Source organism: Duganella dendranthematis, from assembly GCF_012849375.1.
GTDB classification, from domain to species: Bacteria; Pseudomonadota; Gammaproteobacteria; order Burkholderiales; family Burkholderiaceae_D; genus Rugamonas; species Rugamonas dendranthematis.
Map to the genome: position 1 here is coordinate 4,426,605 of NZ_CP051684.1, position 26,409 is coordinate 4,453,013.

The following is a 26,409-nucleotide window of genomic DNA, read 5'->3' on the forward strand; positions in this document are numbered from 1 at the left end:
GAATCTCCTTCGACGATTCGGGGGCATCAAGGAATCACGTTAGGGGGCCCGAGCTTGTGCGACCGCAACGCAGTTGCCTTGGCCGGTGCCGCGGAGTTCGAATCCTTGGATTTGGGGATATCAGGATCGGACTTGGCGTAGTTGACAATCAGGTCGAGGGCGTAGTGATCGGGGCGGATGGTGTTATCCGTGCTATTGACGCTAGTCGCTGCGACCCGCGTTATAAGGTTGGTGACAGTTTTCCCTATGCAAGTTAGGGTTGTTCGTCCGTCGCGATAGTATTTGCAGTGGACCAGAGAGCGACCAGAAACAAAAAAGCCCACGAACCGAATTTCGTGGGCTTCCTTGATAATTCTTGGTAGGCCGTGCGGGATTCGAACCTGCGACCAACGGATTAAAAGTGCGTTGTGCGGTCGGCGCTTGCGTACCAGCGGGCGTTGATTTTAACCGATTACTAGTAGGCGTAGGGGATTGGCTAGTTGAGGAAGCCTGTAAACGTGGGACCAGAACGGGACCAGATGCACGCCAAAGACCGGAAGGTGACCGGCGCTCGGATAGGGTGGTCTGAGCGCCTAGTAGTGTCGAACGTTCTTGGAAATGCATTAGCTGTTTTTGTTCGTGTAGTGTACTTTGTTAGATGGGGGATAGAGGGCGGCGAAATGAAACCAGATTCTACGCCTTCTTCGTTCACTTAAGCTTGAACTATCCGTGTGTATCAACATAAAACTTTATAAATTTATTGTGGAATTCATTAGTACATAGCGCACGGTGGGGCCAATCAAAACAAAACAATTTATAAAATTTAATTTCATTAAAATATTGAATTGTGCATCTACAGTAAGAAATCGATCGAATTTTCCTGATAAAGTTTTTCTTCATAAGTAAAAATTCTTTCTGCACGAGTTTCTATCAATGAGGTGCTTGAAAGCAAGTCATGCAGGAAATCATCACTAGTCAAGAAGTGAGAAACTAGTTCCACCTCCGAGAGCGACCCACTGTAGAATCTAGTCCTAAAACTTACGACATCCTCTGGAGAAGAGAAAATTCTATTTCCTGTCGAATTCAGATTTTTTGGACCACCTGATTTTACTTGCAACTGCTGCATCATCGCTCTACCAAAATTCCGTAATAACACCGAGGAATCTTCATTTGTCGTATCTGAGAATCGTTTCGCTAAAGCCAGTGTAGTTGCTTTAGAACGAACCGAACGAAAATCAAAACGAGTTTTTTTGTCAAAACGATTTGATCTATCGTTACTCCATATGGGATCGGATGTTTTTACCATGATTTTAAAATCCGCCAATGCGCGCTTCACTTTATCATCCGACATTCCAGAAAAAGCCTCGATATATGTCGTGAACCAAAACCATTTCTTGATCAATTCTTTCGACCGTGCGTAATCCAAGGCTTCATGCGCACCTATAGCAAGAAAAATAGTCTGAAATGAGTAGGGCACGAACTCCGGGGTCGGAATTCCTAAGTAATCGTCAAATATTCTAGCGGCATTAGCCAATGCACTGAACGCTTGTCTCAGCAGTTCTGGGTTATCGCGAATTAATTTTCCAACCTCTTTGGGTTCGGTTTTATATAAATTCAACCCACCCAATCCCTTGCAGACCTTCAATATCACATCATCATCCAAATCATCCCAAAATAGCGGAGACAAATACTCAGCCTTTAAGTTGATCAGTTGATCTTGAAGGTCGAAATCATTCTTCCAGGTAAGCGCGTGAATCATATGAATATCGCTCATGCGTGCGCCTTGACTATTAATCCTCTGGAATGTTGAGGTCGCAGCAGTTAAGTCATCCGTTGTAAGTGATAACAATGGAATCTTATAATCTCGAAACCTTACGGCAAGATCACTGCTCTGCTCAATCCACTCTTCCTTCCCAGTTTCTTCCAGCTTTCGCTGAAATTTAATTAAATCTAAGGTTTTAAAAAGAACGTTAAGCGGCATTAAGTCGCTATTTGTAGTGTTCGCGTCCGAAAAAACAAAGTCATCATCTGGGAATGAAAAATAAATAACCTTTTCATTGTCTAGGAACTCAGTCTCCCCATTATAGTTTACGACATCGTCAGCCGAGGGGGGATTGATTAACGCACCATAAAGAGTGCAAATTCGTTGCACTCCGTCAAGAATATATTGTTGAGGGCGAGGGTCCGAAGCCGTACCCAAAGGAAAACGGCCGATCCGCTTATAATAGGCGACCGGCGCATCGGTGGTTTTCCATATCATTATCGCTCCAATTGGAACACCTTCTCGGATGCTTCTCATTAGTTCAAGCTGCCGATCTTCCAACCAAATAAACGGGCGTTGAAAACGCGGAACTCTTAGTAATCCCGTAGATACGCCATCCAAAATCTGTTGAAGATATTGAATTGATGGTTCGCTATACGAGATATTCATTACTTTATCATTCATAAATATTCCATTACCATTTTGGAAAGCTCTTGAATCTCTGGCCAAGCCGACGAGTTTTTTAAGTGTTCCGTTGTTACGTAACCTTTTTCATAGCAGGAAGATAAATGATCGCCAAAACCCGTTTGTAGTACGGATTTATCAGGGTCGATAATTGAATCAAAAACTTCTCCGTGCTGAACGGATAATCCCGATTTCATATGAAAATGCTCTTGTTGGGGTTGCGTTAGCCTGGAGAAAGCCCTTAGGATCTTCTTTCGTGCAATGGTCAAGTCCTCATTCCCTTCTGCTACATATAACTCTATTGCAGGAATCGGAATGTAATTTTCAATTGCTCTTCGTTGTAGGCGGTAATGAGGTATTTCGAAATGCTCACAGACCTTTGTTGCCTTCTCTGCTTGCTTTGATGGGGTATCCGGAGCAATTGCATCGCTATCAAAGCAGGCAAATGCACGTAAATTTAATAAATTACGATTAGCCGCGTCATCTCTAAGTTTTTCAGTTAACTCAGTGATGCCTCCACAATTTTCGAATGTTAAAGCTCCTGACCGAATTAGACGTTCCATATCCTTTTTAATCTCAAGACCGAGCATTGAAAAAAGAAATCTTTTGTCAGCGCGACCATTTTCTACATAAATAAAAAATGTGCGAAGAATGTCATTTTTTAAAGTTAAAAGCGTAACTTCATTCGACTTTGGGGTCGGATTGGTTACCACATTGATTTGTCGCTTACTTTCTACAAAAATAGACGAGGTAAACTGTAGTTCTAGTAATTCACCTATGTCTTCTTCCTGTAGATGGTTTTTGCAAAAATCCAACCATGTGAGGTATACAGGGCTTAAAGTATCCTCAATTACAATCTGATGGCTTTGAGAGTAAGCCTCTTCAATTGCTTCTAAAATTTTTCTAGGGGATTCGGATGAAAATATACTCGTTGAAAAGTAAATCTGCATATCAGTTTTCCGTTCCTTTTTTATTTTTCATTTTTATAGAAATAATTCTTTTGGCCAGGTCGGGCGTGTAATTGAATATGCTTTTTGACCAAAGACCGCCAAGTGATCCATTTTGGTCAAATTCAAAGCCCTCGATTTGAGCATAACCATCTTCAGATTTCCTTATCCAGTTAACCCTGACGTTGCTAGCCTTTAGAATGTCATCTGAACTAATTACAGAAAGCTGGGTCGCAAGAAGCACATTTTCTGAATGCGTTTCAGCGATTATTCGTGCGCCGCTTGGGGCCGTTACTGTTGTGAAAAATATCTCGGCCAAATGTTCATGAACGGCGTCATGGAGATGTAGTTCTGGATTTTCGAAGATCAACAATGGATTTTTAATATCCGTTAGTGAGACTTGAGCAGCGGCACATAATACTATTACAGGTAAAACTTGTGCCATACCGGCGCCGTGATCTGCAATTGGTATTGCTGATGTCGGGCGCTCAACTGGCGCGAGCGAAATCGAAAATACCTCTTTATCATTTGAGACGGAACTTTCAGTAAATAAGATTCGTCCAGTCGCCTTTTCGTACCAAGTGCTTACTTTCGACGATATACTATTCCCCTGAGGATTGCTATTGTGCAGTAATTGAGTAACCTGTCGACCATCTGGAGAGAACTTGCTAGGGTAGCATGTGAGAGGAATATTTCTAGGTGGAACGCGACGAAGCGGACCAATCCAAATTACGGATTTGGCAAATGCCTCCAATGCCGCTTGCAGAGATAATACGTCTTCTTCCAAAATTGATAACTTTGATTGAAGAGCGGTCATTGGGTGTGGAGTTAATCCCTCGAATGACAATATTATCTTCTCGAATGTCTTTTTTTCTTTATTGAAGTAAACGCGATAATTAAACTGGTTAGCGTGCGGTGCGATGGCAAAATCTATATCGAGCTCACAGCGCCACATTTGTTTTTCATTGTCTGAAAACGTTATATCCGTAATAACGGCACTATTAAGGTCACGAACGTATATTATTGAATATTTAACTGTGAAATAATTTTTTCTCTCGGAATCCGAAAAAGTCAATTCAACCATGAGGGGCGAACCGCTTCCATTGGTGAAAAGGCCAGAAAAACTATGCTCTTCACCATCAACGTCAATAGGGGCAATTGGGTAGCGAGATTTGAAATTAATACTATGAGCTATTGAAACTAATAACCTCATAATTGAGCTCTTGCCAGCACTATTTTCACCGAAAATCAGCGTGAGAGATGCCAATTTTACCTCCGAACGGGCACGGAAACCTTTGTATCCCTCAACTGCAAAGCTATCTAATACGAAATCTGATTTTTTCATTTTGTAATATTTATTAAGTTATTTTTCTGAAGTGGTGGTCGAGTAGATTTCGTGCGGATTTGTGTTCGTGTCGAGATTGCGATTAATCAGTGTACATCGTACATCAGGAGGACAAAAGAGGCATGATTGACACCAATTTTGATGAGTCAAGCTACATTGCACCGTGACGGCATCAGAAGGGGCGACGGGTCGACCGATACAATTTGAATCGCTTGCCGACATATGGCTCTAGCTCAACCGCCTCTAATTGTAACCCTCGTGTGATTCTACGCTGGGCGGGGGGCTCCCATATGGAGCTCTTTAATCTTCCCTGCCGAACAAATTGAGCGATTTCTTTCTTAACCGCCGCTACCTTTGCGCGAGTGAACTCGTCATTCCGCTTCTTGGTAAGGTGCTGTAGGTGATCGATCTCTGCGCTGCGCTTGTAAGGGCTGTCTAATCGGATGGCTTGTCGCTCAACGTCTAGATGATGGACTTCAATGTCCCCGAGCGCTGATGACCATGCCAATTTTGAAAGCTCCTTGCCGAGTAGGCTGATTCGGCGCACCGGTAAGCCTAGATGTTCTTCAAAATTTTTTATGAACTTCTTGATTTTTTGAGTCGTGACTAGCGATGGCGTGATGACGTCGAACGCTGTGTAACCCGTAGAGCCGCTGCGACTTCGGCATACGACTGTCCGATAAAGTTTTCGAGATGGGATCTGACTAACTCTTGTTCTCTGTCTGTGAGCATAGGGTTTCAATTGTCGCCGAAAAGTAGCCATTTTGTCCGGACAATTTGCACCCGTAACGGACGGGGCGTGATAGACGGCTCTGTCGGCGGTTCTGAATGCTAAAAAATGTGGCAAGGACTGCCTGAAATGTGTGCAGGCCGAGGGCTGACAAGCCCTAATCTGATGGACTATAGTTCGTCCATTGGTTTGCACAACGCATCAAGTGATGCAGGAAAATCGGCATCTAGTTCTTTAATAATTCGGAGGCATTATTTTTAAAGAGGGATCGCACGAGGCAATCTTGCGCCTACGTGTTTCGGACCTCATCGCATCTCGCGGTAAGAAACAGGAAGAGGTGTCTGCTGGTTTTGTTCCAGGGTTGAGATACCTGCAGTACAAGTCTGGTAAGCATCGCTGGCTGTTACGTTACGTCGACCCAAAATCTAAGAAAAAAGATGTACATATACTTGGCCGCAATCTCGCGGGTGATGACTCGCGGTGAGGCCATGCGCTTAGATGGTGTCGATCATCATAAGCAGGGCGGCGCGATTCTCCTCGATTTTGTAGAGGGGATCGGCGCCGCCGCTAATGGTGATAAAGGATTTGGGACATTGAGCGATGAACTGGGATACGGCATCCTGTTCCTGAGCGCCGTTTGGCAGGTGAGGAGAGCTTCTCCAATTACAGTAGGTGCAATTCTTTTCGCATCCGAAGCCACGCTTCTTCCAGTTGACGATGATGGTGTGGTTTGATTTTTGCATGAGAGGGGTTAGGTTTTGCTCGGCAGGCTGAGCGTCTTTTTACTAGCTGCCGCCGGAGTTGGCGCGTCAAATGCCGACGGTATGGTGATCTCGATCTTCGTACCCTGCGGCGATAGAGCTGCTTGCTTCCAGGCAGTGATATCCGCCGAGAGCATGTGTTGAGATTCAGGGTCTTTTGCAGCGTCCAGCAAGCCTTCTTCGCGGAGGATGGCTGCGAGGAAGCCTGCGTTGTTGCTGCTGCGGCCTGTGAACGCCTCTTTCAACGCCTTGGAGGGGAATGGTTTCTCCGGATCACAGTTGCTCAAGCATTCCTCTACTCGGGAGAAGTTGACGATTTCCTTGCTGTAGTAGCCGCCGCCTTCGTTTTGGGTAATGCGGATGTGGAGGTGCGCTCGGTCATCACTGGCGAGCAGTTGGTATTTGATGCCGCCCTCCGACTGTTTGCCGAGCTTCTTGCATTTGGCGTCTTTGAGCAGCCAATAAGATACTGGCGCGTTTCGGCGTGTAGATGGTGCCGGTGTAGGCGCGGTGTGCGTTCGCCTCGTATGCGGCCATATTGCTAGCCTGGCTGCGGGTGGTGGTTGTAGTTTGCATGGTCAATGTCCTTTGCTGTCGGTGTAAAACGTCGAGTGGTGACTCAACGTTTTAGATTCTGTCACAAAAGAGACTGGCGAACAACAATAAGTGTTGACTCACGGCTCAACATTTATGGTTAATAGCAAACAGTTAGGATCATCGACGCCTCCCGAGATGGATGACTTGGCGGCTAAGTTGTCAAAGAACATCGCAGCGCGTCGGCGTGCGCTTGGGCTCACGCAGGCCCAGGTCGCAGAACGGCTTGGGGTGGATACTGAAACGCTCTCACGTTTCGAACGGGGGAGGCACTTGCCGTCGCTCGTGACGTTAGAGCGGCTGTCCTCTCTGCTGCACACTACGACCAGCGAATTATTGGCAGAGGAGCAGCGCCGACCTACCGACGAGGCTGAGGCTATCTCCTCATGGCTTGCCGCCTTGAGCCCCAGCGATAAGGAGTTCGCGTGCTCCCTTCTAAAGCAGTGCTGTGACTATCTGGCATCCCGCTCCTGATGGCTTGCGGCTAGGGAGATGCCTGGACTCTGTAGGGTAGGTAGCGCAAGATATTCTCTGTGATCATCCACTTCGTCATAATATTGCATATAGGGCAACCAAACGATATGAATGCAGTAAAGGAACCGCCAAAGGTTTTTATCTCTTACAGTTGGTCTGGAGTGGAGCATGAGCAATTCGTGATTGAGCTTGCCACGGCTTTACGCACTCACGGTGTCGATGCAATTTTGGACAAGTGGAGGCTTAAGCCGGGTCAGGACAAATATGTTTTCATGGAATCAATGGTTACAGATGCCAGTGTGGTAAAAGTCTTGGTAATTTGTGATCAGAAATATAAAGAAAAAGCGGATAGTCGTGCTGGCGGTGTAGGGACTGAAAGTCAAATTATTTCATCTGAGCTCTACTCCAAAGTAGCTCAAACCAAATTCATTCCAGTCGTGGCCGAGCGAGATGATGAGGGCAGGGAGTTTTTACCAGTCTTCATGAAAGGCCGGATCTATGTGGACCTATCGTCTGATGAGAAATGGGGCGACGGTTTGGATGAATTGCTTCGTCTGATTTACGACCAACCTATACATCCAGAGCCGAAGCTGGGAGAGGTGCCAGCGTTCCTCAAGTCTGACAGCGGTGGTCTGCCCACGGCAAAGGAACTACCGGGGCATTGAGAGCGATACGCGATGGCAAATCAAATCGCGAAGGTTTGGAGAACCTCTTCGTACGAAGCATGCTGGCTGAGATTAAGCAGCGATATGTCACGCCTGAAGGCAAAACTGGATATGATGAGGAAATCTATCAGGCGATTTTGCAAACCAAAGGCTTGCGGGATCAGTTTTCTGAATATGTCGAAGCGCTGGCTTCATTTTTGGGTGATGAACCTAAGGCGCTTAAACAGTGCATTTATTTGCTGGAGCAACTTGGCCAGCTTTTCGGCCCTCCGATTGAGAACGGAACATACGTAGAGGGATGGTCTGACCTCTACCGCTTCTTTGCTCTTGAAGCCGCGCTTATAGTGACCGCCGGGCTCTTACGGCACGAGCGCTGGCAGATGCTCCGGCATTGGCTGAAATACCCATTTCTTGTCCGAACCGATCATAGTGGGCCAAAAACCGAGAATATCATTGCGTTCGATTCATACCTTTCATCGATGGATGAACACCGAAACAATCGATTACGCCTCAACAGGGCATGTTTAACGGCAGACATGCTAAGGGAGAGATGTTCGCCGGAACATACCCCGTTCAATGAACTCGTTCAAGCCGATATGTTCCTGGGGTTGTTTGGAGTGGCTCAAATGAAGGGGCGCACTGAAACTAATTTTTACGGCAGCTTCTGGCGACCCCGTACCGTGGTGTATACGTCCGAGTCGCGACGGTCTCCAATATTTCTTAAGGCGGTCGATCCGGATATTCGAAACAGCATTCTTCTCGCCATAGGGGTGGTCTCGGGTGCAGATCTTGCGGAAAGAGTTGTCGAGGCGCGTTCCAAGACCGATGATTTCCGGTACTTGCTGATAGGTAGGATGCTTGGATTTAGTTTTGAGGATGCCGTAAACATGCAAGCTCTAACTAGATAACGGTATCACGAGGAGTTGATGCTGGCCCGAAGCTGGTCTTGGGATAAAGTCTGAACACTGCCATACGACGTAAAACGGCTTGCTAGCTTGTTAGAGGCTGAGGGAGTGGACCAGAAATGGACCAGAAAACAAAAACGCCAACCCGTGAAGGTTGGCGTTTTCGCTTGAGAATCTTGGTAGGCCGTGCGGGATTCGAACCTGCGACCAACGGATTAAAAGTCCGCTGCTCTACCAGCTGAGCTAACGACCCATAGGTATCTCACCTAGGTACTTTCGGAATGGTAGGCCGTGCGGGATTCGAACCTGCGACCAACGGATTAAAAGTCCGCTGCTCTACCAGCTGAGCTAACGACCCCCGAAAGAAGCGAGATTATAGAGGATCTGTCACCCAGCTGTCAAATACCCAGAGGTAATTATTTGGCGCCGAGACGTTGTTTAGCCGTCTCCGCCGCCGTCGAGTCCGGATACTGCTTGATCAGGTCTTGCAGCGTCTTCTTGGCGGCCTTGTCTTTCAGCTCGGTCTGGCAGCTGGCGATGTTGAGCATGGCGTCCGGCGCTTTTGGGCTATCCGGGTAGTTCTTCAGCACCACCAGCTGGGCCGTGATGGCGCTCTTGCAGTCGCGCTGGGCGAAGTAGGAGTTGCCCAGCCAGTACTGCGCGTTCGGCGCGTAGCTGGAGCCTGGGTAGCGCTGGACGAATTCTTGCAGCGCGGTGGCGGCCGCCTTGTAGTCGCCGCCGGTGAACAGTTTGGTGGCGGCGTCGTACGAACGCTGTTCGCCCGGATCGACTTGCGCGGTCTTGCCGTCGATGGTCACTTCGCGCGGTTCCAGCTTGCGCAGGCGGCTGTCGAGGTCGACGTAGAAGTCTTTCTGGCGTTTCTGGGCGTTGGCGATGTCGTTGGCCAGCACTTCGATCTGGCCGCGCAGTTGGGCGATTTGCTGTTGCAGCTGCTCGTTCTGGGTCACCAGATCCAGCGTGCTGGACTTGTCGGACTTGGTGTCGAGGCGGGTGTTGAGGTCGCTGCGCATCGCTTCGACCTTGGCGCGCAGGTCGAGCAGCGCTTTGCGGGCTTCGTCGTCGTCGAACAGGCCGGCATGGGCTTGCAGCGGCAGCCAGATGGTCGCGGCCAGCAGGGCGGCGCGGAGGCCGGTTTGGGTCAGTTTCTTCATGTCGGGCGCTTTCACACTAATCTAAATGGAAACGGGGCGGGCGCGGTTGAATCCGCGCGCCGCCCCGTATTATGCCTGTGACCCGGCAAAAGGGTAGTGCTTTTGATTACTTGTAGACGATGTCAGCACGACGGTTCTGTGCCCATGCCTCTTCGTTGTGGCCTTCGGCCTTTGGTTTTTCCTTGCCCAGCGAGACGGCTTCGATCTGCGATTCCGGCACGCCCAGGGTGGCCATCGACTTGCGCACGGCTTCCGCACGTTTCTGGCCCAGCGCCAGGTTGTACTCGGAGCCACCGCGTTCATCGGTGTTACCTTGGATCAGGATCGAGCGGGCTTTGTTTTTGACCAGGTAGGCCGAGTGGTTTTCCACCACTGGCTTGCCGTCGGCGCGCACCACGAAGCTGTCGAAGTCGAAGTAGACGCTACGGTTGGCCAGCACGCCTTTTGGATCATCCAGCGGATCCAGCGATTTGGTTTCCACTGGCGCCACGGTACGGGTGTCGGCTTGCGGCTGGACGGCTTTGTCGACTGGACGCTCCACCACTGGTACTGGTGCGGTTTCTTTCACCGGGGTCGACGAGCAAGCGGCGAGGATGGCGGCGGTGGTGATGGCAAAGGCTAAGCTGCTGAGTTTACGCATAATCATTCTCCTAGTAGTGACACAAAATTACTGCATGAACGGACCCCAGGTGGGCTCCTTGATATTGCCCGCCTGAGTGGTCAGGCGTTGCTTGACACGACCGTCGACCGAGACCACGGCCAGCGATTTGCGGCTGCCTGCCTGGGTGGCGTACATGATGTATTTGCCGTTCGGCGCAAAGCTCGGCGATTCGTCGTTGGTGGTGTCGGACAGGCGCAACTCCTGGCTGCTGGCCAGGTCCAGCACGTACAGCTGGAAGTTGTTGTCGCGGCGCGAGATGTAGGCCAGCGTTTTGCCGTCGGCCGAGATGCGCGGGCTGATGTTGTAGGCGCCGCCGAAGGTGACGCGCTTGGCGTCGCCGCCGTCCGGGTTCATGCGGTAGATTTGCGGGCCGCCGCTGCGGTCGCTGGTGAAGTAGATGCTGTTGCCGTCGGCCGACCATTGCGGTTCGGTGTCGATGCCGGGGCTGTTGGAGGCGCGGCGCAGGTTGCTGCCGTCGGCGTTGACGGTGTAGATCTGCGTATGGCCGTCTTTCGACAGCGCCACCGCCAGCTTGTTGCCGCTCGGGGCCCAGGCCGGCGCCGAGTTGCTGCCTTTTTCGTTGGCCACCACGGTGCGCGCGCGGGTGATCAGGTTCTGCACGTAGACCACCGGTTTTTTCTGTTCAAACGAGACGTAGGCAACCTTGGTGCCGTCCGGCGACCACGATGGCGAGATGATCGGCTCGTTCGAGCGCAGCGCCAGCTGTTCGTTTTCGCCGTCGGCGTCGGCCACCATCAGCTGGTAGGTGCGGCCTTCCTGCTTGACGTAGGCGATGCGGGTCGAGAACGCGCCGCGGATGCCGGTCAGCTTAAAGTACACGTCGTCGGCGATTAGGTGGGCCGACAGGCGGGTGAACTGGGCGGTCACGGCCTTGTCCAGGTTGGAAATCTTGGTCTGCTTGACGTTGTCGAGCAGCTTGTAACGGACGTCGTAGCGGCCATCGGCCAGGGCGTCGACGGTGCCGACCACCAGCGCATCGGCGCCTTTGGCTTTCCAGCCGCTGTAGTCGATGTTGTTGACGTCGTTGATGACGCCGGCGTCGATGATCTTGAAGGCGCCGCTGCGTTCCAGGTCGGCCTTGATGATTTCGGAGATCTTCTGTGGCGACACGCCTTCATTGGCGAAGCCGGCCACCGCCACCGGGATCTGGTTGCTGCCGACGCCGGAAATCTCGATCCGCATCTGGGCATGTGCGCTGCCCATGGTGGCGGCGATGACCAGGCCGGTGTAGAGCATATTCAGTTTTTTCATATCAGTGCATTTCCTTCAGCTTGAAGTCCAGGGTAATTTCGCGCTCTACCGTACCATCATTTTTTGTTGGGAGTGGTGACGATTTGCTAATCGCGTTCTCAATCGCGCTGTCGTAGGCGGACGAACCGCTGCTTTTTACCTTGCGGATACCAATGATTTCCCCGGTCGGCAGCTGGGTAATCGTGTAGCTGGCGGCCAGGCTGTCATCCTGCGAGCCGTAGACCAGATTGCTCTTGATCTTGGCCCGGATTTTCGATGCATAGCCGCCGTCAACCTTGCCGCCGGTCGATTGCGCGGCCGTGCCGGTGGTGCCTTTGGCGGCGGAACCGGTAATGCGGCTCATCTCGGCGGCGAAGGCTTTGTCCTTGGCGGCTTTGTCGGCCTTCTCGGCTTTTTCCTTGGCCAGTTTCTCGGCGGCGGCTTTTTTCTTGTCTTTTTCTTTCTCGGCGGCTAGGGCTTTGTCCTTCTCTTCCTGCTCGGCCTTTTCCTTCTCTTCCTTGGCTTTCTGATCGGCCTTTTTCTTGGCTTCCAGCTTGGCCAGTTTCTCGTCGGCTTCTTTCTTCAGGCGTGCCTGTTCCAGTTTCTCCTGACGGTCTTCTTCTTTTTTCTTGGCCTTCAGGCGTTCCAGCGCGATTTCCGGATCTTCCTTGGGCACCGGTGGCGCCTGCACCGGTTGCGGTGGCGGCGCCTTGACCGGTTCCGGCTCCGGCTCAGGTTCCGGCGCGGGCTTGGGTTCCGGCGTCGGCGCCGGCGGCGCGGCGTCCTGCACCTTCATGTCCCAGATTTCGGCCTGGACTTCGGTCGGTTCATTGTTCTGCCAGCTGACGCCCACCCACAGGAACATCAGCAACACGGCGTGCATCGCCACGGCCATCAGACCGGAGCGGAGGCCATTGTGTTGTCGCGGAACCTTGTACGGACCGTCGGCGGTTGCGGGTTTCATCGTTTGCACTGTGTTTTACTTGGTGGACAAGCCCACCCGGTTAATGCCCATCTTCTTCGCTTCCGAGATCAGCTGGATCACGTCGTCGTACTTGCTTTCCTTGTCGCCGGCAATCAGCACCGGGTAGTCGGGATGGTCGTTGTGGATGGTGCGCAGTTTCTTGACCAGCGCGTCGCGGTTCGGTGCGGTTTCCGGTGCGTCTTCATCCTTGCCCTTGACGCCGATCGACAGCGCGCCATTGGGCTTGATGACGATCTGCACGTAGTCGCTTGGCGGCTTGGTGGATTTTTCCGCCTTCGGCAGGTCGACCACGCTCGGGTCGTTGGCCGACGGCATCACCATGAAGATAATCAGCAGCACCAGCATCACGTCGATGTACGGCACGACGTTGATTTCGGATTTCAGCTTGCGCGTGCGGCCGCTGCGCATGCCGCCGGAGGAAGAGGAGCCCATGATGATTAACGCGATTGACGTTGCAGGATGTTGGAGAACTCTTCCACAAAGCTCTCAAAGCGGATCGCCAGGCGGTCCACGTCGTACGAGAAACGGTTGTAGGCGACAAACGCCGGAATCGCCGCGAACAGGCCGATGGCGGTGGCGATCAGCGCTTCGGCAATGCCGGGCGCGACGGCGGCCAGGGTTGCTTGCTGCACGTTGGCCAGGCCGCGGAAGGCGTTCATGATGCCCCATACAGTACCCAGCAAGCCGATGTAAGGCGACACCGAACCGACCGAGGCCAGGAAGGCGAGGTGCGATTCCAGCGCATCCATTTCGCGCTGGAAGGCGGCCTTCATGGCGCGGCGGGCGCTGTCGAGGATGGCGCCGGTGTCCATGGTTTCGCGGCTGGCAGTGTAAGTCGCCTTGGACTTGATGAACTCGCCCATGCCGGCTTCGAAGATGCGCGCCAGCGGGCCGCTGTTGGCGCGGTCCTTGCCGGCGTTCTGGTACAGCGCGTGCAGGTTGCCGCCGGCCCAGAAGGTTTTTTCAAATTCCACCGTCAGGCGGCGCGCCGACTTGATGGCGAACAGTTTGCCGAAGATATAGGTCCAGCTGGTCAGCGAAATGACGAACAGCAGCGCCATGATCAATTGCACGATCAGGTGCGCATTGGTGATGAGGGACAGGAAAGAAAGGTCTTGAGTGACGTTCATTGTTTATCAGTCGGTTTGGGTGGTGATACTGGTTTGGCGCATTTTGTCGGCAACGGCCGCCGGAACGGCGCGCGGACGCAGGGCGGAATCGACGCAGCCCACCTTGACCCGCGCCGTGTTCAGCAACTGTTGGCCGCACCAGGCTTCCTGCAGGAAGACGATGGAGGCGCGGCCGAGTTTTTCGATGCTAACTGTTAATTTTAGTTCATCATCCAGCTTTGCAGGCGCATGATACTCCGCGCTGACGCTTTTGACGACGAACAAGGTATCGTGTTCCGCCAGCAGTGTGTGCTGGTTCACATCGAGGGCGCGCAGCCACTCGGTGCGGGCGCGCTCGAAGAACTTGAGGTAGTTTGCGTAATAGACGATACCGCCGGCGTCGGTGTCTTCGTAATAGACCCGGACGTTCCAGATGAAATCTGCTGGCATGTTGTTTGGACTTTTATTAGTGAGCAACATTTTACGCGATATTGTTGTTTTGGTTGAACTTTATCAACTGGCGCGCAACGGTGCCTGGACGACAGTAAAGCGATTTACTTGCAACTTGCCAAGTATTGTAACAACCCTTTACCAATTATTTCATAATGGAAGCGCTGACTAAGCCTCTCTTAAGCAAAGGGCCGTGCGGTGCATGCTACCCCGCACGGCGAGTTGGGGCGGGGTCTGACCCCGTACGGGGTCAGACCCCGGAGTCGTCGTGCGGGTTAGCTGCGCTTGACGTTCAGCGGGCCGTAGCCCTGGCAAGTTGGCATCATGTCAATCCGGTTGATGTTGACATGCGGAGGGAGGGTGGCAATCCAGTACGCCGTGTTGGCGATGTCTTCGGCATTCAGCGGGGTGGTGCCTTCGTAGACCTTGGCGGCCGCCGCGTCATCCTTCAGGCGCACGTTGGAGAACTCGGTGCCGCCGCACAGGCCCGGCGCCAGGTTGGTGGTGCGCACGTTGGTACCGGCCAGGTCGGCGCGCAGGTTTTGCGTGAACTGGTTGACAAACGCCTTGGTGGCGCCATATACGTTACCGCCAGGGTAGGGTGTCGAGCCGGCGATCGAGCCGATGTTGATGATGGTGCCGCTGTTACGCGCGACCATGCCGGGCAGAATGGCGCGGGTCATGGCGACCAGGCCGCTGACGTTGGTGGCGATCATGGTGTCCCAGTCTTCCAGCGACGAAGTCTGCGCCGGCGTCACACCCAGCGCCAGGCCGGCATTGTTGACCAGCACGTCGATGTCGCGCCACTCGGCCGGCAGGCCGTCGAGCGCGGCCTGGATCGAGGCCTTGTCGGTCACGTCCAGCACGATCGGTCGGACGGCGTCGCCCAGCTCGGCCGACAGCGCCTGCAGGCGGTCTTCGCGGCGGCCGCTGATCAGAACCTTGTGACCGTTGCTGGCGAAGATGCGCGCCATGGCGGCGCCGAAGCCGGCGGTGGCGCCGGTGATGAAGACGATCATGATCTGTCCTTGGGGTGAGTGAAGAGGTGGACAAAATTGTAGCCGCAAATGCGGCCTACCGCTGAATTGCCTTTAATGCAATACATATTCTTGCTCAAATCTGGCGCATCAAATACAATTTGGGTTCCATTACGTCTCACGTAACTGGCGAAAAGCTGGAATGATCCTCAAAACCGCCTCATAATGGTGCGTTTTGGTCAATCGGCGAAAGGTGGGCATCCACCGGGAAACGTGAGATTTCAACAGCCGTTCGCCTGGGCAGCCCTCGATGGAAAGCACGAAGAGGCTGCCGGTCCGCTATGGCTTCTCTCTTTCGATCCAACTGCCAGTAACAAGTTACTCATTCGATTGGAGTTTTTTCATGTTCGCAAAAGATCATACCCTCGCCAGCGTAGACCCAGAGTTGTTCGGCGCAATTCAAAACGAAAACACCCGTCAGCACGATCACATTGAACTGATCGCTTCAGAAAATTACACCTCGCCAGCCGTGATGGAAGCGCAAGGTTCGCAACTGACCAATAAATACGCCGAAGGCTATCCGGGCAAGCGCTACTACGGTGGCTGTGAGTACGTCGACGTGGTCGAGCAACTGGCCATTGACCGCGTGAAGAAACTGTTTGGCGCGGAAGCGGCCAACGTCCAGCCTAACTCGGGTTCGCAAGCCAACCAGGGCGTGTTCTTCGCCGTGCTGAAGCCGGGCGACACCATCATGGGTATGTCGCTGGCCGAAGGCGGTCACCTGACCCACGGCATGCCGCTCAATATGTCCGGCAAATGGTTCAACGTCGTCTCCTACGGCCTGACCGCCGCCGAAGACATCGACTACGACGCGATGGAAGCGCTGGCCAAGGAGCACAAGCCTAAGCTGATCATCGCCGGCGCCTCGGCGTTCTCGAAAAAGATCGACTTCGAGCGCTTCGCCGCCGTTGCCAAAGCCGTTGGCGCATACTTCATGGTCGACATGGCGCACTACGCCGGCCTGATCGCTGCTGGTCTGTATCCTAACCCGGTGCCACACGCCGACTTCGTCACCTCGACCACGCACAAATCGCTGCGCGGCCCACGCGGCGGCATCATCCTGATGAAGGCTGAACACGAGAAAGCCATCAACTCGGCCATCTTCCCTGGCATCCAGGGCGGCCCGCTGATGCACGTGATCGCCGGTAAAGCGGTGGCGTTCCAGGAAGCGCTGCAGCCTGCGTTCAAAGAGTACCAGCAGCAAGTGGTGAAAAACGCCGACGTGCTGGCCAAGACCCTGATCAAGCGCGGCCTGCGCATTGTGTCGGGCGGCACCGAGTCGCACGTGATGCTGGTGGACCTGCGTCCGAAAAACCTGACCGGCAAGGAAGCGGAAGCGATCCTGGGTTCGGCCCACATCACCACCAACAAGAACGGCATTCCTAACGATCCGCAGAAGCCATTCGTGACTTCGGGCGTACGTCTGGGTTCGCCAGCGATGACCACCCGCGGCTTCAAGGAAGCGGAAGCGGAACAAGTCGGCAACCTGATCGCAGACGTGCTGGATAACCCGCACGACGCGGCCACCATCGAGCGCGTTAAAGCGGCGGTGAAGGTTCTGGCTGACAAGTTCCCTGTCTACGCCAAGTAATTGCAGTACCGTGACGCCGGCCAGCGCCGGCGTCACTTGACCAAAGCGCCACTATGAAATGTCCGTTCTGCCAGCATGAAGATACCCAAGTCCTCGATACCCGCGTATCGGAGGAGGGGGATTCTATTCGCCGGCGGCGGCGCTGCGGCAAATGTGATAAACGATTTACCACGTATGAGCGTATCGAACTGGTGATGCCGTATGTGGTCAAGAAGAACGGCAGCCGTACCGAGTACGCAGCAGCCAAGTTGCGCGGCAGCCTGGAGTTGGCCTTACGCAAGCGTCCCGTGGCGGCGCCGGCGGTAGATGCTGCAATTGCTTCAATCGAAGAAAAGCTGCTGACCAGCGGCCAGCGCGAAGTGGAAACCGGCTACATCGGCGAGCTGGTGATGCAGGAGTTGCAGCGTCTCGATAACGTGGCGTACATCCGCTTTGCCTCCGTGTATAAAAACTTTGAAGATCTGGCCGAATTCCAGAACGCCATTGCCGAAGTCGGCAAGCCTGCGCGTAAATAGCCCGGCGGTTGCGTGCCACCGCTGGCGCACGTTTGATACACCTCATATTCTCATCAATTCGCGCTGCTACCTTCTGACATAGTCTTTGCGACTTGCGGAGGTGTGCCGTGCGCGCCCGTGGCTTTACGCTGCTGGAAATCCTGATCGCCATGCTGGTGCTTGCCTTGGGCATTCTCGGCGGCGTGGCGTTGCAGCTGGCTGCGTTGCGGGCGCGGCAGCAGTCGGTGCTGCTGTCGCAGGCGACCCAGATGGCCACCGCGCTGGCCGAACGCATGCGCGCCAATCCCGCGCAGCACGATACCTATCTCACCTTTGATTACGATGCTTTTGTAGAGCCAGCGCCTGGTGCGCCAGCTGCGCTTTGTTACGCCGGTGCTGGCGCCGGAGCTTGCTCGGCGCAGCAGTTGGCGCTAGCCGACCTGTACGAAGCCAAGTCGCAAATGCGATCGCACTTGCCCGCCGGCCGCGTCGTTGTCTGCCGCGATGCCGGCTTGTGGAGCGGCGGCAAGCTGCACTGGTCATGTAGCGGCGGCGTTGCAGCGCCCACCGTGGTCAAGGTCGGCTGGCGTGGCAAGCGACCGGATGGCACGCAGGACAAGACAGCCGCCGGGGAATACGTGCCCAGCGTTGCGCTGGTGGTGGGAGCGTCACCATGAAGACGACATCCTGTGGCGGCTGGGGCATGGTCGAATTCCTGATCGCGGTTGCGCTGGGCTTGCTGGTGACCCTGCTGGCGAGCGGTCTGCTGGTGGCGGCCGGCAGCAATTATCGCAACCACAGCGACACCATGTGGCTCAACGATGGCGGCCGTTACGCCTTGCAGGTGATGGCGCAGGCGATACGGCAGGGCGCTTACGTCAACTGGGATCGCGATGGTGCGCCGCCGGAACTTGATCCTGCAATGTCCGCCTCCGTGGACGGCCTGGACGCCGCCACCATTACCCGCAACAGCGAGGGCATCGGCGCGCCGCTTCCATCGGTAGTCGCGGGCAGCGACGTGCTGGCGTTGCGCTTCAGCGGCTCCGGCGATGGCGCGAGTGGCGACGGTTCCAGCGTCAACTGCGGCGGCTTTGGCGTGGCCGGCGATACGCGCGGCTGGAGCATTTTCTATGTGGGCGTGGATGCCGACGGCGAGCCTGAGTTGCGCTGCAAATACCGCAGCGCGTCCGGTTGGGGCGCGGATGCGGTGGTGCGCGGCGTTGATTCGTTCCAGGTGCTGTATGGCGTCGATACCGATGCGCCGATGGACGGCGTACCCAATCTCTACCTCAATGCGACCGCCGTGACTGCAGCTTCGGGTTGGAAACGCGTGTGCACCATCAAGCTCGCCTTGCTGCTACACGGCGAGGGCAACACGCGACTCGATACGGTGAGCGCGACCTTTGATCTGTTTGGCTCGGCGTATGCCGATGCGCATCCAGACGATATCGGTGCGCGGGTAATGGAAGGGGATTTGCCGCAGGCGCAGCGCTTGCGGCCTCGTCGCATTTTCAGCACCACGGTGGCGTTGCGAAATCGGGATGGCTGAATCATGCGCAAGCAACGGGGGATTGTGTTGCTGGTCAGCCTGGTGCTGCTGATCATGGTGCTGCTGTTAGGCGTGTCGGCGGCGCAGTTGTGTTTGCAGGGTGAGAAGGCGGCGCGCGCCGAGCGCGATCGGGATGTGGCGTTTCTGACGGCGGAGGATGCCTTGGCAGATGCGGAGCGGGATATTCGGGCTAGCAACGATCCTTCGCGGCGGGCGGCGTTTGAGGGCGAGGATGCGTTTGGCGCGACGTGCGGGGCGGGTGGCGTCGGCTTGCGGTTGCGGGCGGCGGCTGGGGAGAAGGCGGTTTGGCAGGTGGTGGATCTGTCCGGCGTCGCGGACGATGGTGCATGCACGGTGACGCATGGTGCGTACACGGCAGCGGCCCTGCCGACTGGTGAAGGCTTTCTGCCGTTCAAGAAGCCGCGCTATCTGATTGAGCGGATGGAGTGCCATCAGCCGGGTGATGACGCGTCGGCGAGTGCCAGGCCGCAGTACTGCTACCGCGTCACCGCCATTGGCTTCGGCGCCAAGCCGGGGACGGATGTGGTTTTGCAAAGCGTATTCAGCAAGCCAGAGGAGAAGCCATGAGCAAATTGATGCGGATGGGGCAAGGCGGGCAAGGCCAGCGAGGTCCAAGAGGATCACACGGTCGACAGTTGTCACGAGCGACGCCCTGGCGACGGTGCTGGATGGTTTTGTTGCTCGTCTTGGCGAAGTGCGTCGGCGCGCCAGCGCACGCCGCGCCGGCGGTGGATATCGACAGCCAGCCGCTGGCGGCGGCGTGCAAGCCAGGCAAGGTGGTGGGCGGGACGGCAAACGGGCCGATGTTGCTGCGGCCGGCTGCGGCGTCTGTGTCGGCCTCGCCACCGTCGCCGCCCAGCGCTGGCGACCTGTATCAGTCCACGATGGACATTGGCGACTGGAGCGGCCATTTCTCGCGTTACATCTTGCCGGCTGGTGCGGCGGGCAGCGGTGGGGAATCTGTGCTGGCTTGGGACGCTGGCGCCATTCTCACCGGCAGCACCGGGCAGCCGCCAACGCCGACGCCGGAACAGCGCAACATCTACACCGCCATCATTCAGCCCAACGGCGTGCTGACCATGACGCCCTTCACCTGGCAGACGCTCTCGGCCGAACAGCAAGCCGCGCTCAATCAGTCCGACAACGCCGGCGAACAACGCCTCAATTACCTGCGCGGCGACCGCACACTGGAAGGCAAACCATTCCGCCAACGCACCAGCATTCTCGGCGACGCAGTCCATAGCACAGCCGTCTACGTCGGCGCCATCGACCACCGCGAAGCGGTCTACCTCGGCGCCAACGACGGCATGCTGCACGCTTTCGACGCCATCACCGGCATCGAACTCTTCGCCTATGTGCCGGACGTGCTGGTCGCCCAACTGCACCACCTGACCAAACCCACCTACGTCCACCGCGCTTACGTTGACGGCCCGGCAAGTACCGGCCAAGTCAGCATCAACGGCAAACAAAAAACCATACTCATCTCCGCCATGGGCGGCGGCGCTCACGGCGTATTCGCGCTGGACGTCACGGACCCAACACACTTCGCCGCCGGCCTCGGCGCGCTGTGGGAATTTACCGACCGCGACGATGTCTTAATGGGCAACGTCATCACCATGCCGCAGATCGCACAAGTGCGCGTGCAAGCCGGCGGGTTGCGTTACTTCGCCATCGTCGCCAGCGGCATCAACAACGATGGCGACGGCGCGCTGTTTCTGCTGGCCCTCGACAAACCCCGCGACCAGGGCTGGAAGCTCAACACCAACTACTACCGCGTTACCACGCTCGCCAGCGCACTCAGCGCGCCGGTGCTGCTGAAAGACAGCGAGGGCGCCTTGTTGTACGCCTACGCCGGTGATCAGCAGGGCAACCTGTGGCGTTTCGATTTCAGCGGCAAGGCACCGTGGCCCGACGCCATCGGGAAACCGCTGTTCGTGGCGCGTGACGCGCAGGGCCAGCGCCAACCGATCACTGAGCAGCCTTTGCTGGCCTACGCCAAGGTGCGCGGCTATGTCATCCTGTTCGGCACCGGGAGGCTGATAGAAAAAGCCGACCGCAGCGCGTCGCCTGTCACGCAATCGTACTACGGCATCATCGACAGCCTGCAGACGCCGCAGGAAGTGATTACTGGCCGCAAGCAACTGACGCCGCGTTTCCTCGACGGGAGCGGCGCATTGCTCAGCATCAGCGGCGCCCTCATGGATGCGCAGAGCAAGGGCTGGTACGTCGACTTTGTGCAGACCAACGAGCGCAGTATCAATGCCGGCGTGCTAACCGACGGCGCGGTGCTGTTCAACACTGTGTTGCCCGGCGCTGATATGTGCGCGGCCACGCGCAGCCGCAGCTACGCGCTGAGCGCAGTGACCGGACTGCCGGATGACGGCCGCTTCACCGCCATCTTGCCAAACAACGATGCGATTGTCGGCCTGATGCTGCCCGAGTACACGCCGCTGCCGCTGTTGCTTCCGCAATCAGCGATGGCGGGGCCGCGCGATGCCACGGGACGCCTTCTGCAAACAAAGAAGTCAGCGCTGGTGCAGGTCGCGGGAGCAGGGCAGGTGGCGCCGATTGGCAGCGTCAAAAGCACGCGCCGCACGGGGCGGTTGAGCTGGCGCGAAATCAGTAATTGGCACGAATTGCACGAGGCCGCGAAATGAAAGCCAACGGCTTCAGCCTGATCGAATTGCTGGTGGTGCTGGTGATCCTGGCCGTGCTGGCAGCCCAGGCCATGCCGGCGTATCAGCAGCACATCATCCGAACCAAGCGCGGCGAAGCGCAATCGGCGTTGCTCAAGCTGATGATGCAGCAAGAGCGCTTTCATTCGCAGAACAACACCTACATCGCATTCTCGGCCAGCAGCAGCGAACCGGAGGCCCGACTTTTCCAGTGGTGGAGCGGTGCCAAGCCACAAAGCAGCGCCTACGAAATCGAAGGCAAGGCCTGCAACGGCGAGACCATCCGGGAATGCGTGCAAATCGTCGCCACGCCCGGCACCCGCGCAGTCGATGCGCACTTTCGCGACGACGACTGCCAGACGCTGATGTTGACCAGCAACGGCCTGCGCCTCGCCAGCGGCCCGGCCTCCGGATGCTGGCTATGAAACATGCCGGCCTCACGCTGATCGAGTTGCTGATCATGTTGGTCATCGCCAGCGTGCTGCTCGGCGCTGCGGCGCCGTCATTCCACCAGTCGCTGCAACGCCTGCGCCTGCAAGCAGCCGTCAACGACTTGCTGGCTGCCATCGACCTGACCCGCACGCAAGCGTTGGCGCGCGGCAGCAAGGTGCTGATGGCGCCGCTGCAACAGGAATGGCAAAGCGGCTGGGTCGTGTTCCTCGACCAAAACGGCAACCGCCGGCCAGACGCGGAGGAAAAAATCCTTTACCGCCACGACCCGCTGCGCACCGACATCGTCATTACCTCCAAATTCACTTCTGGCAATAGCCCGGCCTATCTGGCCTACAACGGCACCGGCCGTACTTGTGCCGCCGGCAACAGCATCGCCGCCCGCTGGGGCACGCTATCGCTGACGCAGGGCGACCAGGCGCGCCATATCAAGATCAACATGCTGGGCCGCGTGCGCGTCTGCGATCCCGCCACCGCCTCTGCCAACTGCACCGGAGCCGACGATTGAACTAGCCTTTATAATGGCGCGATACCCAACTCGGCAGGAACAATGTGAACATCCTTAACGATCTTGAAGGCATGACGCTGGCGCTGGAATGGGCCGCAAAGGGCCTGTACAGCACCGCGCCGAATCCGCACATCGGTTGCGTGATCGTGCGCGACGGCCAAGTGATCGGCGCCGGCGTCACGCAACAGGCCGGCAGCGACCACGCCGAAATTCAGGCGCTGAAGGATGCGCAGGCGCGCGGCCACGACGTGCGCGGCGCCACTGCCTACGTGACGCTGGAGCCGTGCAATCACCACGGCCGCACTCCGCCATGCTCGGACGCGCTGGTGCGTGCCGGCCTCGGCCGCGTGGTGGCGGCGATGGAAGATCCGAACCCGCTGGTGGCCGGGCAGGGCTTGGCCAAGCTTGCCGCCCATGGCATCGAGACCAGCGTCGGCTTGCTGGCCGAACAGGCGTATGAACTGAACATCGGCTTTTTCTCGCGCATGACGCGCGGTCTGCCGTGGGTGCGCATGAAAACCGCCGCCAGCCTGGACGGCATGACAGCGCTGCACAACGGCGTCAGCCAGTGGATCACTGGTCCGGAAGCGCGTGCCGACGGCCACCACTGGCGCGCGCGCGCCGACGCCATCCTGACCGGCATCGGCACCGTCAAGGCCGATAATCCGCAACTGAACGTGCGCGCCGTCGAGACCCCGCGCCAGCCGCGCCGCATCGTGGTCGATAGCCGGCTTGATATTGACCTTTCCGCCAAAATATTGGAGGGAGGCGGGACGTGGATCGTGGCCGCCGTGCGCCATTCGGAGAAGGAAGCCGCGCTGGCCGCCGCCGGTCACGACGTCATCGTGCTGCCCAACGCCAGCGGCAAGGTCGATCTGCCCGAACTGATGCGCGAGCTGGGCCGCCGCCAGATCAACGAGCTGCACGTCGAAGCCGGCGGCAAGTTGAACGGTTCGCTGATCCGCGAAGGCTGCGTCGATGAGCTGCTGGTGTATCTGGCGCCGGCGCTGATCGGCGACGCGCAAGGCATGTTTGCCCTGCCGGCGCTGACCGACCTGGCCAACAAGAAAATGTTGAAATTTCACGAGGTTAAGCAGATCGGCGAAGATTTGCGTATCCTTGCCCGCTTCACTCATTAGGAAAAACTATGTTTACTGGTATCGTCGCCGCTGTCGGCAAAATTGAATCGGTCAAACCGCTGGAAGGCGGCTCTTTCGCAGGCGTGCGCCTGGACATCAACGCCGGCGGCCTGCCGCTGGCTGACGTCGGCCTGGGCGATTCGATCGCCATCAACGGCGCCTGCATGACGGTGGTGGAGAAGGACGCCACCAATTTCCGCGTCGACGTCTCGCGCGAAAGCCTGAACAAGACTGTCGGGCTGGATACGACCACCGAGGTCAACCTGGAAAAAGCGCTGACGCTGAACGAGCGCCTGGGCGGTCATCTGGTGTCCGGCCACGTTGACGGTCTGGGTGTGGTGCGCAAGTTCGAGCCGGTGGGCGAATCGTGGGAACTGGTGATCGAATCGCCGCACGAGCTGGCCAAGTTCCTGGCCTACAAAGGCTCGATCGTGGTCAATGGCGTGTCGCTGACCGTCAACCGCGTGACCGATATCGGCATCGGCGCCGACCTGGTGTGCCAGTTCTCGATCAACCTGATCCCGCACACCATCGCCGTCACCACCCTGAAGCACCTGAAAGTCGACGCCAAGGTCAATTTGGAAATCGACCTGATCGCCCGTTACGTCGAGCGCATGGTGTCGGTTGGCGCCGCCACCAAATAATTACTTCATCAGCGATTGCAAGGTTGCGCGCACACCGCTGCGCGTGACCGCCATCCACAAGCTGTTGTAGGTGGTGACCATGCGGGCGTGCTGCGTCAACTTCATGCCGCGGAAGCAGCTCAGGTCGAGAATCGCCGAGGGCGGGCCGTTGCGCACCAGCGACCAGTCCGCATTGCTCAGGCGCGGTTCGTTGACGTCGTAGCGGTCGCCGCGCGCATCCAGTCCATTCAGATACAAACGGAAACAGGCCAGCAGGAAGGCCACGCGGCGGCAGTTGAAGCCTCGGCTCAGCATGCCCTTGACGGTGGCGGTATAAAACACCGGAATCTTCGCCGCGCCATCGTGCGCCACGCGCGTCAGCTGGTCGGCAATCGCCGGATTGTTAAAGCGCTCCAGCACGCTGTTCTTGTAATCCTCCAATACCAAACCTTCAGGCTCGTCGAGCAGCGGCATGACGTCGTGTTCCATGAAGTTGTGCAGCAGCTGGCGCAGGTCGTCATCGGCTATGGCTTCCGGTACGGTGCGGTAGCCCAGCAGCAGGCCCGGATACGCCAGCATCATGTGCGAGGCGTTCAGCATGCGGCCTTTGATCGCTTCGTGCTGGGTCACGTCGTCCAGCAGTTCGACTCCGACGGCGGCCAGATCGGGGCGGCCGGCGCTGAAGCGGTCTTCGATCACCCATTGCGTGTACGGTTCGGCCAGCGCTGGCATCTGGTCGTTGACGCCGCTGGCGCTGTTCAGCGCGTCCGCCTGGTCGGCCGGAATGCCGGGCGCGATGCGGTCCACCATGCTGTTGGGGAAGGCCACTTCGGTGGCGATCCAGTCGGCGAGTTCCACATCCACCGCTTGCGCGTAGCTCAGCACGGCCAGACGGGCGGTGTCGCCGTTGTGGCGCAGATTGTCGCAGGACACCACGGTGTAGCCGCCGCTGCCGTTGTCGCGCCGGCGGCGCAGCGATTCGACCAGGTAGGCAAACGCCGAGCGCGGTGCACCGCCTGCCAGTTCGGCGGCGATGTCGGGCGCGGTCACGCGGAATTCGCCGGTCGCTTCGTTGAGGTTGTAGCCGCCTTCGGTGATCGTCAGCGTGACGATGCGGATGGCGGGATCGCTCAGGCAGCGCAGCACTGCTTCCGGATCGGCCGGCGCATGCAGGTAGTCGATCATGGCGCCGATCACGCGCGCGTTGGCGCTGCCGTCGGCGCCGGTTTCGGTCACGGTGTACAGGCCGTCTTGCCGGGCGAAGGCGGCGGCTTTGGCTTGCGCCTGCTCGCTGTCGCCCAGACCGATGCCGACGATGGCCCAGTCTTCATGGCCCGGCAGGTGCAGACATTGGTCAATGTAGGCGGCCTGATGCACGCGGTGGAAGTTGCCGACGCCGATGTGGGCGATGCCGGCGCTCAGCTTGCTGCGGTCGTAGCCGGGCAGGGCCAGCTCAGGGTTGTGTCGTTGCAGCGCGTCCAGCGTGGCGCTGGACAGGGGCGTGGTGTTCATCATCGGAACCTCCATTTCATGATCAGCACCGCGCAAGCGAGCACGAGGGTGATGCCGTTGTTGATGGCGATCGGCCAGGCCTTGATGCTGATGCCGTACATCAGCCACAGGAAGACACCGAAGCAGAAGACGCAGTACATGCCGGTCGAGACGCCTTCCGCCGAGCGGCGGCGCCAGATGAGGATTACCTGCGGCACAAAGGCGAGCGTGGTGCAGGCGGCGGCAATCAAGCCGAGAAGGTTGGAATCAATTTGCATGGTTCTCCTTTCGTATTTAATTAATAAATCAACTTGATTTATTAATTGAGCGAGAATTATACTACACAAATAAAATAAC

At 56.6% G+C, this 26,409-nt stretch carries 28 protein-coding genes, 2 tRNA genes and 1 riboswitch; of the genes, 14 read left to right on the top strand and 16 right to left on the bottom strand.

Annotated features, from left to right (window positions below; all coding sequences use genetic code 11):
- Window positions 1-832: 832 nt before the first annotated feature.
- Genes HH213_RS20235 through HH213_RS20245 form a run of 3 tightly spaced genes read right to left on the bottom strand, consistent with a single transcriptional unit; the run spans window position 833 to window position 4,717 of the window.
- Window positions 833-2,425, bottom strand: coding sequence for a DUF262 domain-containing protein (locus HH213_RS20235; RefSeq protein WP_169113430.1), 1,593 nt, complete (start codon window positions 2,423-2,425; stop codon window positions 833-835).
- Window positions 2,422-3,375, bottom strand: a complete 954-nt coding sequence (locus HH213_RS20240) for a hypothetical protein (RefSeq protein WP_169113431.1) — start codon at window positions 3,373-3,375, stop codon at window positions 2,422-2,424. The genes HH213_RS20235 and HH213_RS20240 overlap by 4 nt, the downstream gene beginning before the upstream one ends.
- A gap of 1 nt (window position 3,376) precedes the next feature.
- A complete protein-coding gene (locus tag HH213_RS20245) occupies window positions 3,377-4,717 on the bottom strand; it encodes an AAA family ATPase (protein WP_169113432.1) in 1,341 nt (446 codons plus the stop codon).
- Between the two features lie 1,218 nt (window positions 4,718-5,935).
- On the opposite strand from HH213_RS20245, the gene HH213_RS20250 reads away from it, so the two are divergent.
- Window positions 5,936-6,181, top strand: coding sequence for a hypothetical protein (locus HH213_RS20250; protein ID WP_169113433.1), 246 nt, complete (start codon window positions 5,936-5,938; stop codon window positions 6,179-6,181).
- Window positions 6,182-6,198: 17 nt separating this feature from the next.
- On the opposite strand, the gene HH213_RS20255 is transcribed toward HH213_RS20250, so the two are convergent.
- Window positions 6,199-6,495 carry a hypothetical protein gene (locus HH213_RS20255; RefSeq protein ID WP_169113434.1) on the bottom strand — a complete coding sequence of 99 codons (297 nt, stop codon included), beginning with the start codon at window positions 6,493-6,495 and terminating at the stop codon, window positions 6,199-6,201.
- A 445-nt stretch (window positions 6,496-6,940) separates the two neighbouring features.
- On the opposite strand from HH213_RS20255, the gene HH213_RS30700 reads away from it, so the two are divergent.
- The 3 genes from HH213_RS30700 to HH213_RS20270 all read left to right on the top strand — a co-directional run bounded on the left by HH213_RS30700 (window position 6,941) and on the right by HH213_RS20270 (window position 8,849).
- Window positions 6,941-7,276, top strand: coding sequence for a helix-turn-helix domain-containing protein (locus HH213_RS30700; protein ID WP_169115284.1), 336 nt, complete (start codon window positions 6,941-6,943; stop codon window positions 7,274-7,276).
- A 107-nt stretch (window positions 7,277-7,383) separates the two neighbouring features.
- A complete protein-coding gene (locus HH213_RS20265) occupies window positions 7,384-7,941 on the top strand; it encodes a toll/interleukin-1 receptor domain-containing protein (RefSeq protein WP_169113435.1) in 558 nt (185 codons plus the stop codon).
- A gap of 59 nt (window positions 7,942-8,000) precedes the next feature.
- On the top strand, window positions 8,001-8,849 hold the full coding sequence (locus HH213_RS20270) for a hypothetical protein (protein ID WP_169113436.1): 849 nt from the start codon (window positions 8,001-8,003) through the stop codon (window positions 8,847-8,849).
- Between the two features lie 174 nt (window positions 8,850-9,023).
- On the opposite strand, the gene HH213_RS20275 is transcribed toward HH213_RS20270, so the two are convergent.
- From HH213_RS20275 to HH213_RS20320, 10 genes are all read right to left on the bottom strand, one after another.
- Window positions 9,024-9,099, bottom strand: a tRNA-Lys gene (locus HH213_RS20275).
- 29 nt (window positions 9,100-9,128) lie between these two features.
- Window positions 9,129-9,204: transfer RNA gene (locus tag HH213_RS20280), tRNA-Lys, on the bottom strand.
- Window positions 9,205-9,262: 58 nt separating this feature from the next.
- A complete protein-coding gene (gene ybgF, locus HH213_RS20285) occupies window positions 9,263-10,018 on the bottom strand; it encodes a tol-pal system protein YbgF (protein ID WP_110849859.1) in 756 nt (251 codons plus the stop codon).
- Between the two features lie 106 nt (window positions 10,019-10,124).
- Window positions 10,125-10,658: a peptidoglycan-associated lipoprotein Pal gene (gene pal / locus HH213_RS20290; RefSeq protein WP_110849858.1), complete on the bottom strand. Its 534-nt coding sequence runs from the start codon at window positions 10,656-10,658 to the stop codon at window positions 10,125-10,127.
- A 27-nt stretch (window positions 10,659-10,685) separates the two neighbouring features.
- Window positions 10,686-11,951 (bottom strand): Tol-Pal system beta propeller repeat protein TolB, encoded by a 1,266-nt coding sequence (gene tolB, locus HH213_RS20295; RefSeq protein ID WP_110849857.1) that lies wholly within the window; start codon window positions 11,949-11,951, stop codon window positions 10,686-10,688.
- A gap of 1 nt (window position 11,952) precedes the next feature.
- Window positions 11,953-12,894 (bottom strand): cell envelope integrity protein TolA, encoded by a 942-nt coding sequence (tolA, locus tag HH213_RS20300; protein ID WP_110849856.1) that lies wholly within the window; start codon window positions 12,892-12,894, stop codon window positions 11,953-11,955.
- A gap of 15 nt (window positions 12,895-12,909) precedes the next feature.
- Window positions 12,910-13,347, bottom strand: a complete 438-nt coding sequence (locus tag HH213_RS20305) for an ExbD/TolR family protein (RefSeq protein WP_169113437.1) — start codon at window positions 13,345-13,347, stop codon at window positions 12,910-12,912.
- Between the two features lie 5 nt (window positions 13,348-13,352).
- Window positions 13,353-14,045: a protein TolQ gene (tolQ, locus tag HH213_RS20310; RefSeq protein ID WP_110849855.1), complete on the bottom strand. Its 693-nt coding sequence runs from the start codon at window positions 14,043-14,045 to the stop codon at window positions 13,353-13,355.
- A 6-nt stretch (window positions 14,046-14,051) separates the two neighbouring features.
- Window positions 14,052-14,474 (bottom strand): tol-pal system-associated acyl-CoA thioesterase, encoded by a 423-nt coding sequence (gene ybgC, locus HH213_RS20315; RefSeq protein ID WP_110849854.1) that lies wholly within the window; start codon window positions 14,472-14,474, stop codon window positions 14,052-14,054.
- Between the two features lie 275 nt (window positions 14,475-14,749).
- The gene (locus HH213_RS20320) at window positions 14,750-15,493 is read right to left on the bottom strand and encodes an SDR family NAD(P)-dependent oxidoreductase (protein ID WP_169113438.1); all 744 of its coding nucleotides are present in this window, start codon (window positions 15,491-15,493) and stop codon (window positions 14,750-14,752) included.
- A gap of 130 nt (window positions 15,494-15,623) precedes the next feature.
- Window positions 15,624-15,760: riboswitch (ZMP/ZTP riboswitch) on the top strand.
- 94 nt (window positions 15,761-15,854) lie between these two features.
- Between HH213_RS20320 and glyA the strand changes: the two genes are divergently transcribed.
- The 10 genes from glyA to HH213_RS20370 all read left to right on the top strand — a co-directional run bounded on the left by glyA (window position 15,855) and on the right by HH213_RS20370 (window position 24,582).
- Entirely contained in the window at window positions 15,855-17,102 is a 1,248-nt protein-coding gene (gene glyA, locus HH213_RS20325) for a serine hydroxymethyltransferase (protein ID WP_110849852.1), read from the top strand.
- 53 nt (window positions 17,103-17,155) lie between these two features.
- Window positions 17,156-17,617 (top strand): transcriptional regulator NrdR, encoded by a 462-nt coding sequence (gene nrdR / locus HH213_RS20330; RefSeq protein WP_110849851.1) that lies wholly within the window; start codon window positions 17,156-17,158, stop codon window positions 17,615-17,617.
- 107 nt (window positions 17,618-17,724) lie between these two features.
- Window positions 17,725-18,273 (top strand): type IV pilus modification protein PilV, encoded by a 549-nt coding sequence (gene pilV / locus HH213_RS20335; RefSeq protein WP_229263079.1) that lies wholly within the window; start codon window positions 17,725-17,727, stop codon window positions 18,271-18,273.
- Complete coding sequence (locus HH213_RS20340) at window positions 18,270-19,145, top strand: PilW family protein (RefSeq protein WP_169113439.1); 876 nt, start codon at window positions 18,270-18,272, stop codon at window positions 19,143-19,145. Before pilV ends, HH213_RS20340 begins: the two co-directional genes overlap by 4 nt.
- Window positions 19,146-19,148: 3 nt before the next feature.
- Window positions 19,149-19,733 carry a pilus assembly PilX family protein gene (locus tag HH213_RS20345; RefSeq protein WP_169113440.1) on the top strand — a complete coding sequence of 195 codons (585 nt, stop codon included), beginning with the start codon at window positions 19,149-19,151 and terminating at the stop codon, window positions 19,731-19,733.
- A gap of 101 nt (window positions 19,734-19,834) precedes the next feature.
- The gene (locus tag HH213_RS20350; RefSeq protein ID WP_169113441.1) at window positions 19,835-21,823 is read left to right on the top strand and encodes a pilus assembly protein; all 1,989 of its coding nucleotides are present in this window, start codon (window positions 19,835-19,837) and stop codon (window positions 21,821-21,823) included.
- Window positions 21,820-22,266 carry a type IV pilin protein gene (locus HH213_RS20355; protein ID WP_169113442.1) on the top strand — a complete coding sequence of 149 codons (447 nt, stop codon included), beginning with the start codon at window positions 21,820-21,822 and terminating at the stop codon, window positions 22,264-22,266. The genes HH213_RS20350 and HH213_RS20355 overlap by 4 nt, the downstream gene beginning before the upstream one ends.
- Window positions 22,263-22,799, top strand: coding sequence for a GspH/FimT family pseudopilin (locus tag HH213_RS20360; protein ID WP_229263080.1), 537 nt, complete (start codon window positions 22,263-22,265; stop codon window positions 22,797-22,799). The genes HH213_RS20355 and HH213_RS20360 overlap by 4 nt, the downstream gene beginning before the upstream one ends.
- Before the next feature lie 71 nt (window positions 22,800-22,870).
- Window positions 22,871-23,938, top strand: coding sequence for a bifunctional diaminohydroxyphosphoribosylaminopyrimidine deaminase/5-amino-6-(5-phosphoribosylamino)uracil reductase RibD (gene ribD / locus HH213_RS20365; protein WP_174864463.1), 1,068 nt, complete (start codon window positions 22,871-22,873; stop codon window positions 23,936-23,938).
- Between the two features lie 8 nt (window positions 23,939-23,946).
- A complete protein-coding gene (locus tag HH213_RS20370) occupies window positions 23,947-24,582 on the top strand; it encodes a riboflavin synthase (protein WP_169113445.1) in 636 nt (211 codons plus the stop codon).
- On the opposite strand, the gene HH213_RS20375 is transcribed toward HH213_RS20370, so the two are convergent.
- Together HH213_RS20375 and HH213_RS20380 are read right to left on the bottom strand one after the other, a co-directional pair.
- Window positions 24,583-26,076 (bottom strand): mannitol dehydrogenase family protein, encoded by a 1,494-nt coding sequence (locus HH213_RS20375; protein ID WP_229263081.1) that lies wholly within the window; start codon window positions 26,074-26,076, stop codon window positions 24,583-24,585.
- The gene (locus HH213_RS20380; RefSeq protein WP_169113447.1) at window positions 26,073-26,330 is read right to left on the bottom strand and encodes a SemiSWEET transporter; all 258 of its coding nucleotides are present in this window, start codon (window positions 26,328-26,330) and stop codon (window positions 26,073-26,075) included. The genes HH213_RS20375 and HH213_RS20380 overlap by 4 nt, the downstream gene beginning before the upstream one ends.
- Window positions 26,331-26,409 lie beyond the last annotated feature (79 nt).

Bases quoted from the DNA above. Each gene is read 5' to 3' on its own strand.
- HH213_RS20240 (WP_169113431.1), bottom strand. From the start codon at position 3,375: ATGCAGATTTACTTTTCAACGAGTATATTTTCATCCGAATCCCCTAGA.
- HH213_RS20370 (WP_169113445.1), top strand. From the start codon at position 23,947: ATGTTTACTGGTATCGTCGCCGCTGTCGGCAAAATTGAATCGGTCAAA.
- HH213_RS20355 (WP_169113442.1), top strand. From the start codon at position 21,820: ATGAAAGCCAACGGCTTCAGCCTGATCGAATTGCTGGTGGTGCTGGTG.
- glyA (WP_110849852.1), top strand. From the start codon at position 15,855: ATGTTCGCAAAAGATCATACCCTCGCCAGCGTAGACCCAGAGTTGTTC.
- HH213_RS20250 (WP_169113433.1), top strand. From the start codon at position 5,936: ATGCGCTTAGATGGTGTCGATCATCATAAGCAGGGCGGCGCGATTCTC.
- tolB (WP_110849857.1), bottom strand. From the start codon at position 11,951: ATGAAAAAACTGAATATGCTCTACACCGGCCTGGTCATCGCCGCCACC.
- HH213_RS20265 (WP_169113435.1), top strand. From the start codon at position 7,384: ATGAATGCAGTAAAGGAACCGCCAAAGGTTTTTATCTCTTACAGTTGG.
- tolA (WP_110849856.1), bottom strand. From the start codon at position 12,894: ATGAAACCCGCAACCGCCGACGGTCCGTACAAGGTTCCGCGACAACAC.
- ybgC (WP_110849854.1), bottom strand. From the start codon at position 14,474: ATGCCAGCAGATTTCATCTGGAACGTCCGGGTCTATTACGAAGACACC.
- HH213_RS30700 (WP_169115284.1), top strand. From the start codon at position 6,941: ATGGATGACTTGGCGGCTAAGTTGTCAAAGAACATCGCAGCGCGTCGG.
- HH213_RS20345 (WP_169113440.1), top strand. From the start codon at position 19,149: ATGCGCAAGCAACGGGGGATTGTGTTGCTGGTCAGCCTGGTGCTGCTG.
- HH213_RS20380 (WP_169113447.1), bottom strand. From the start codon at position 26,330: ATGCAAATTGATTCCAACCTTCTCGGCTTGATTGCCGCCGCCTGCACC.
- HH213_RS20350 (WP_169113441.1), top strand. From the start codon at position 19,835: ATGGTTTTGTTGCTCGTCTTGGCGAAGTGCGTCGGCGCGCCAGCGCAC.
- HH213_RS20305 (WP_169113437.1), bottom strand. From the start codon at position 13,347: ATGGGCTCCTCTTCCTCCGGCGGCATGCGCAGCGGCCGCACGCGCAAG.
- pal (WP_110849858.1), bottom strand. From the start codon at position 10,658: ATGCGTAAACTCAGCAGCTTAGCCTTTGCCATCACCACCGCCGCCATC.
- HH213_RS20375 (WP_229263081.1), bottom strand. From the start codon at position 26,076: ATGATGAACACCACGCCCCTGTCCAGCGCCACGCTGGACGCGCTGCAA.
- HH213_RS20245 (WP_169113432.1), bottom strand. From the start codon at position 4,717: ATGAAAAAATCAGATTTCGTATTAGATAGCTTTGCAGTTGAGGGATAC.
- HH213_RS20320 (WP_169113438.1), bottom strand. From the start codon at position 15,493: ATGATCGTCTTCATCACCGGCGCCACCGCCGGCTTCGGCGCCGCCATG.
- HH213_RS20235 (WP_169113430.1), bottom strand. From the start codon at position 2,425: ATGAATGATAAAGTAATGAATATCTCGTATAGCGAACCATCAATTCAA.
- ybgF (WP_110849859.1), bottom strand. From the start codon at position 10,018: ATGAAGAAACTGACCCAAACCGGCCTCCGCGCCGCCCTGCTGGCCGCG.
- HH213_RS20270 (WP_169113436.1), top strand. From the start codon at position 8,001: ATGCTGGCTGAGATTAAGCAGCGATATGTCACGCCTGAAGGCAAAACT.
- nrdR (WP_110849851.1), top strand. From the start codon at position 17,156: ATGAAATGTCCGTTCTGCCAGCATGAAGATACCCAAGTCCTCGATACC.
- ribD (WP_174864463.1), top strand. From the start codon at position 22,871: ATGACGCTGGCGCTGGAATGGGCCGCAAAGGGCCTGTACAGCACCGCG.
- tolQ (WP_110849855.1), bottom strand. From the start codon at position 14,045: ATGAACGTCACTCAAGACCTTTCTTTCCTGTCCCTCATCACCAATGCG.
- HH213_RS20360 (WP_229263080.1), top strand. From the start codon at position 22,263: ATGAAACATGCCGGCCTCACGCTGATCGAGTTGCTGATCATGTTGGTC.
- HH213_RS20340 (WP_169113439.1), top strand. From the start codon at position 18,270: ATGAAGACGACATCCTGTGGCGGCTGGGGCATGGTCGAATTCCTGATC.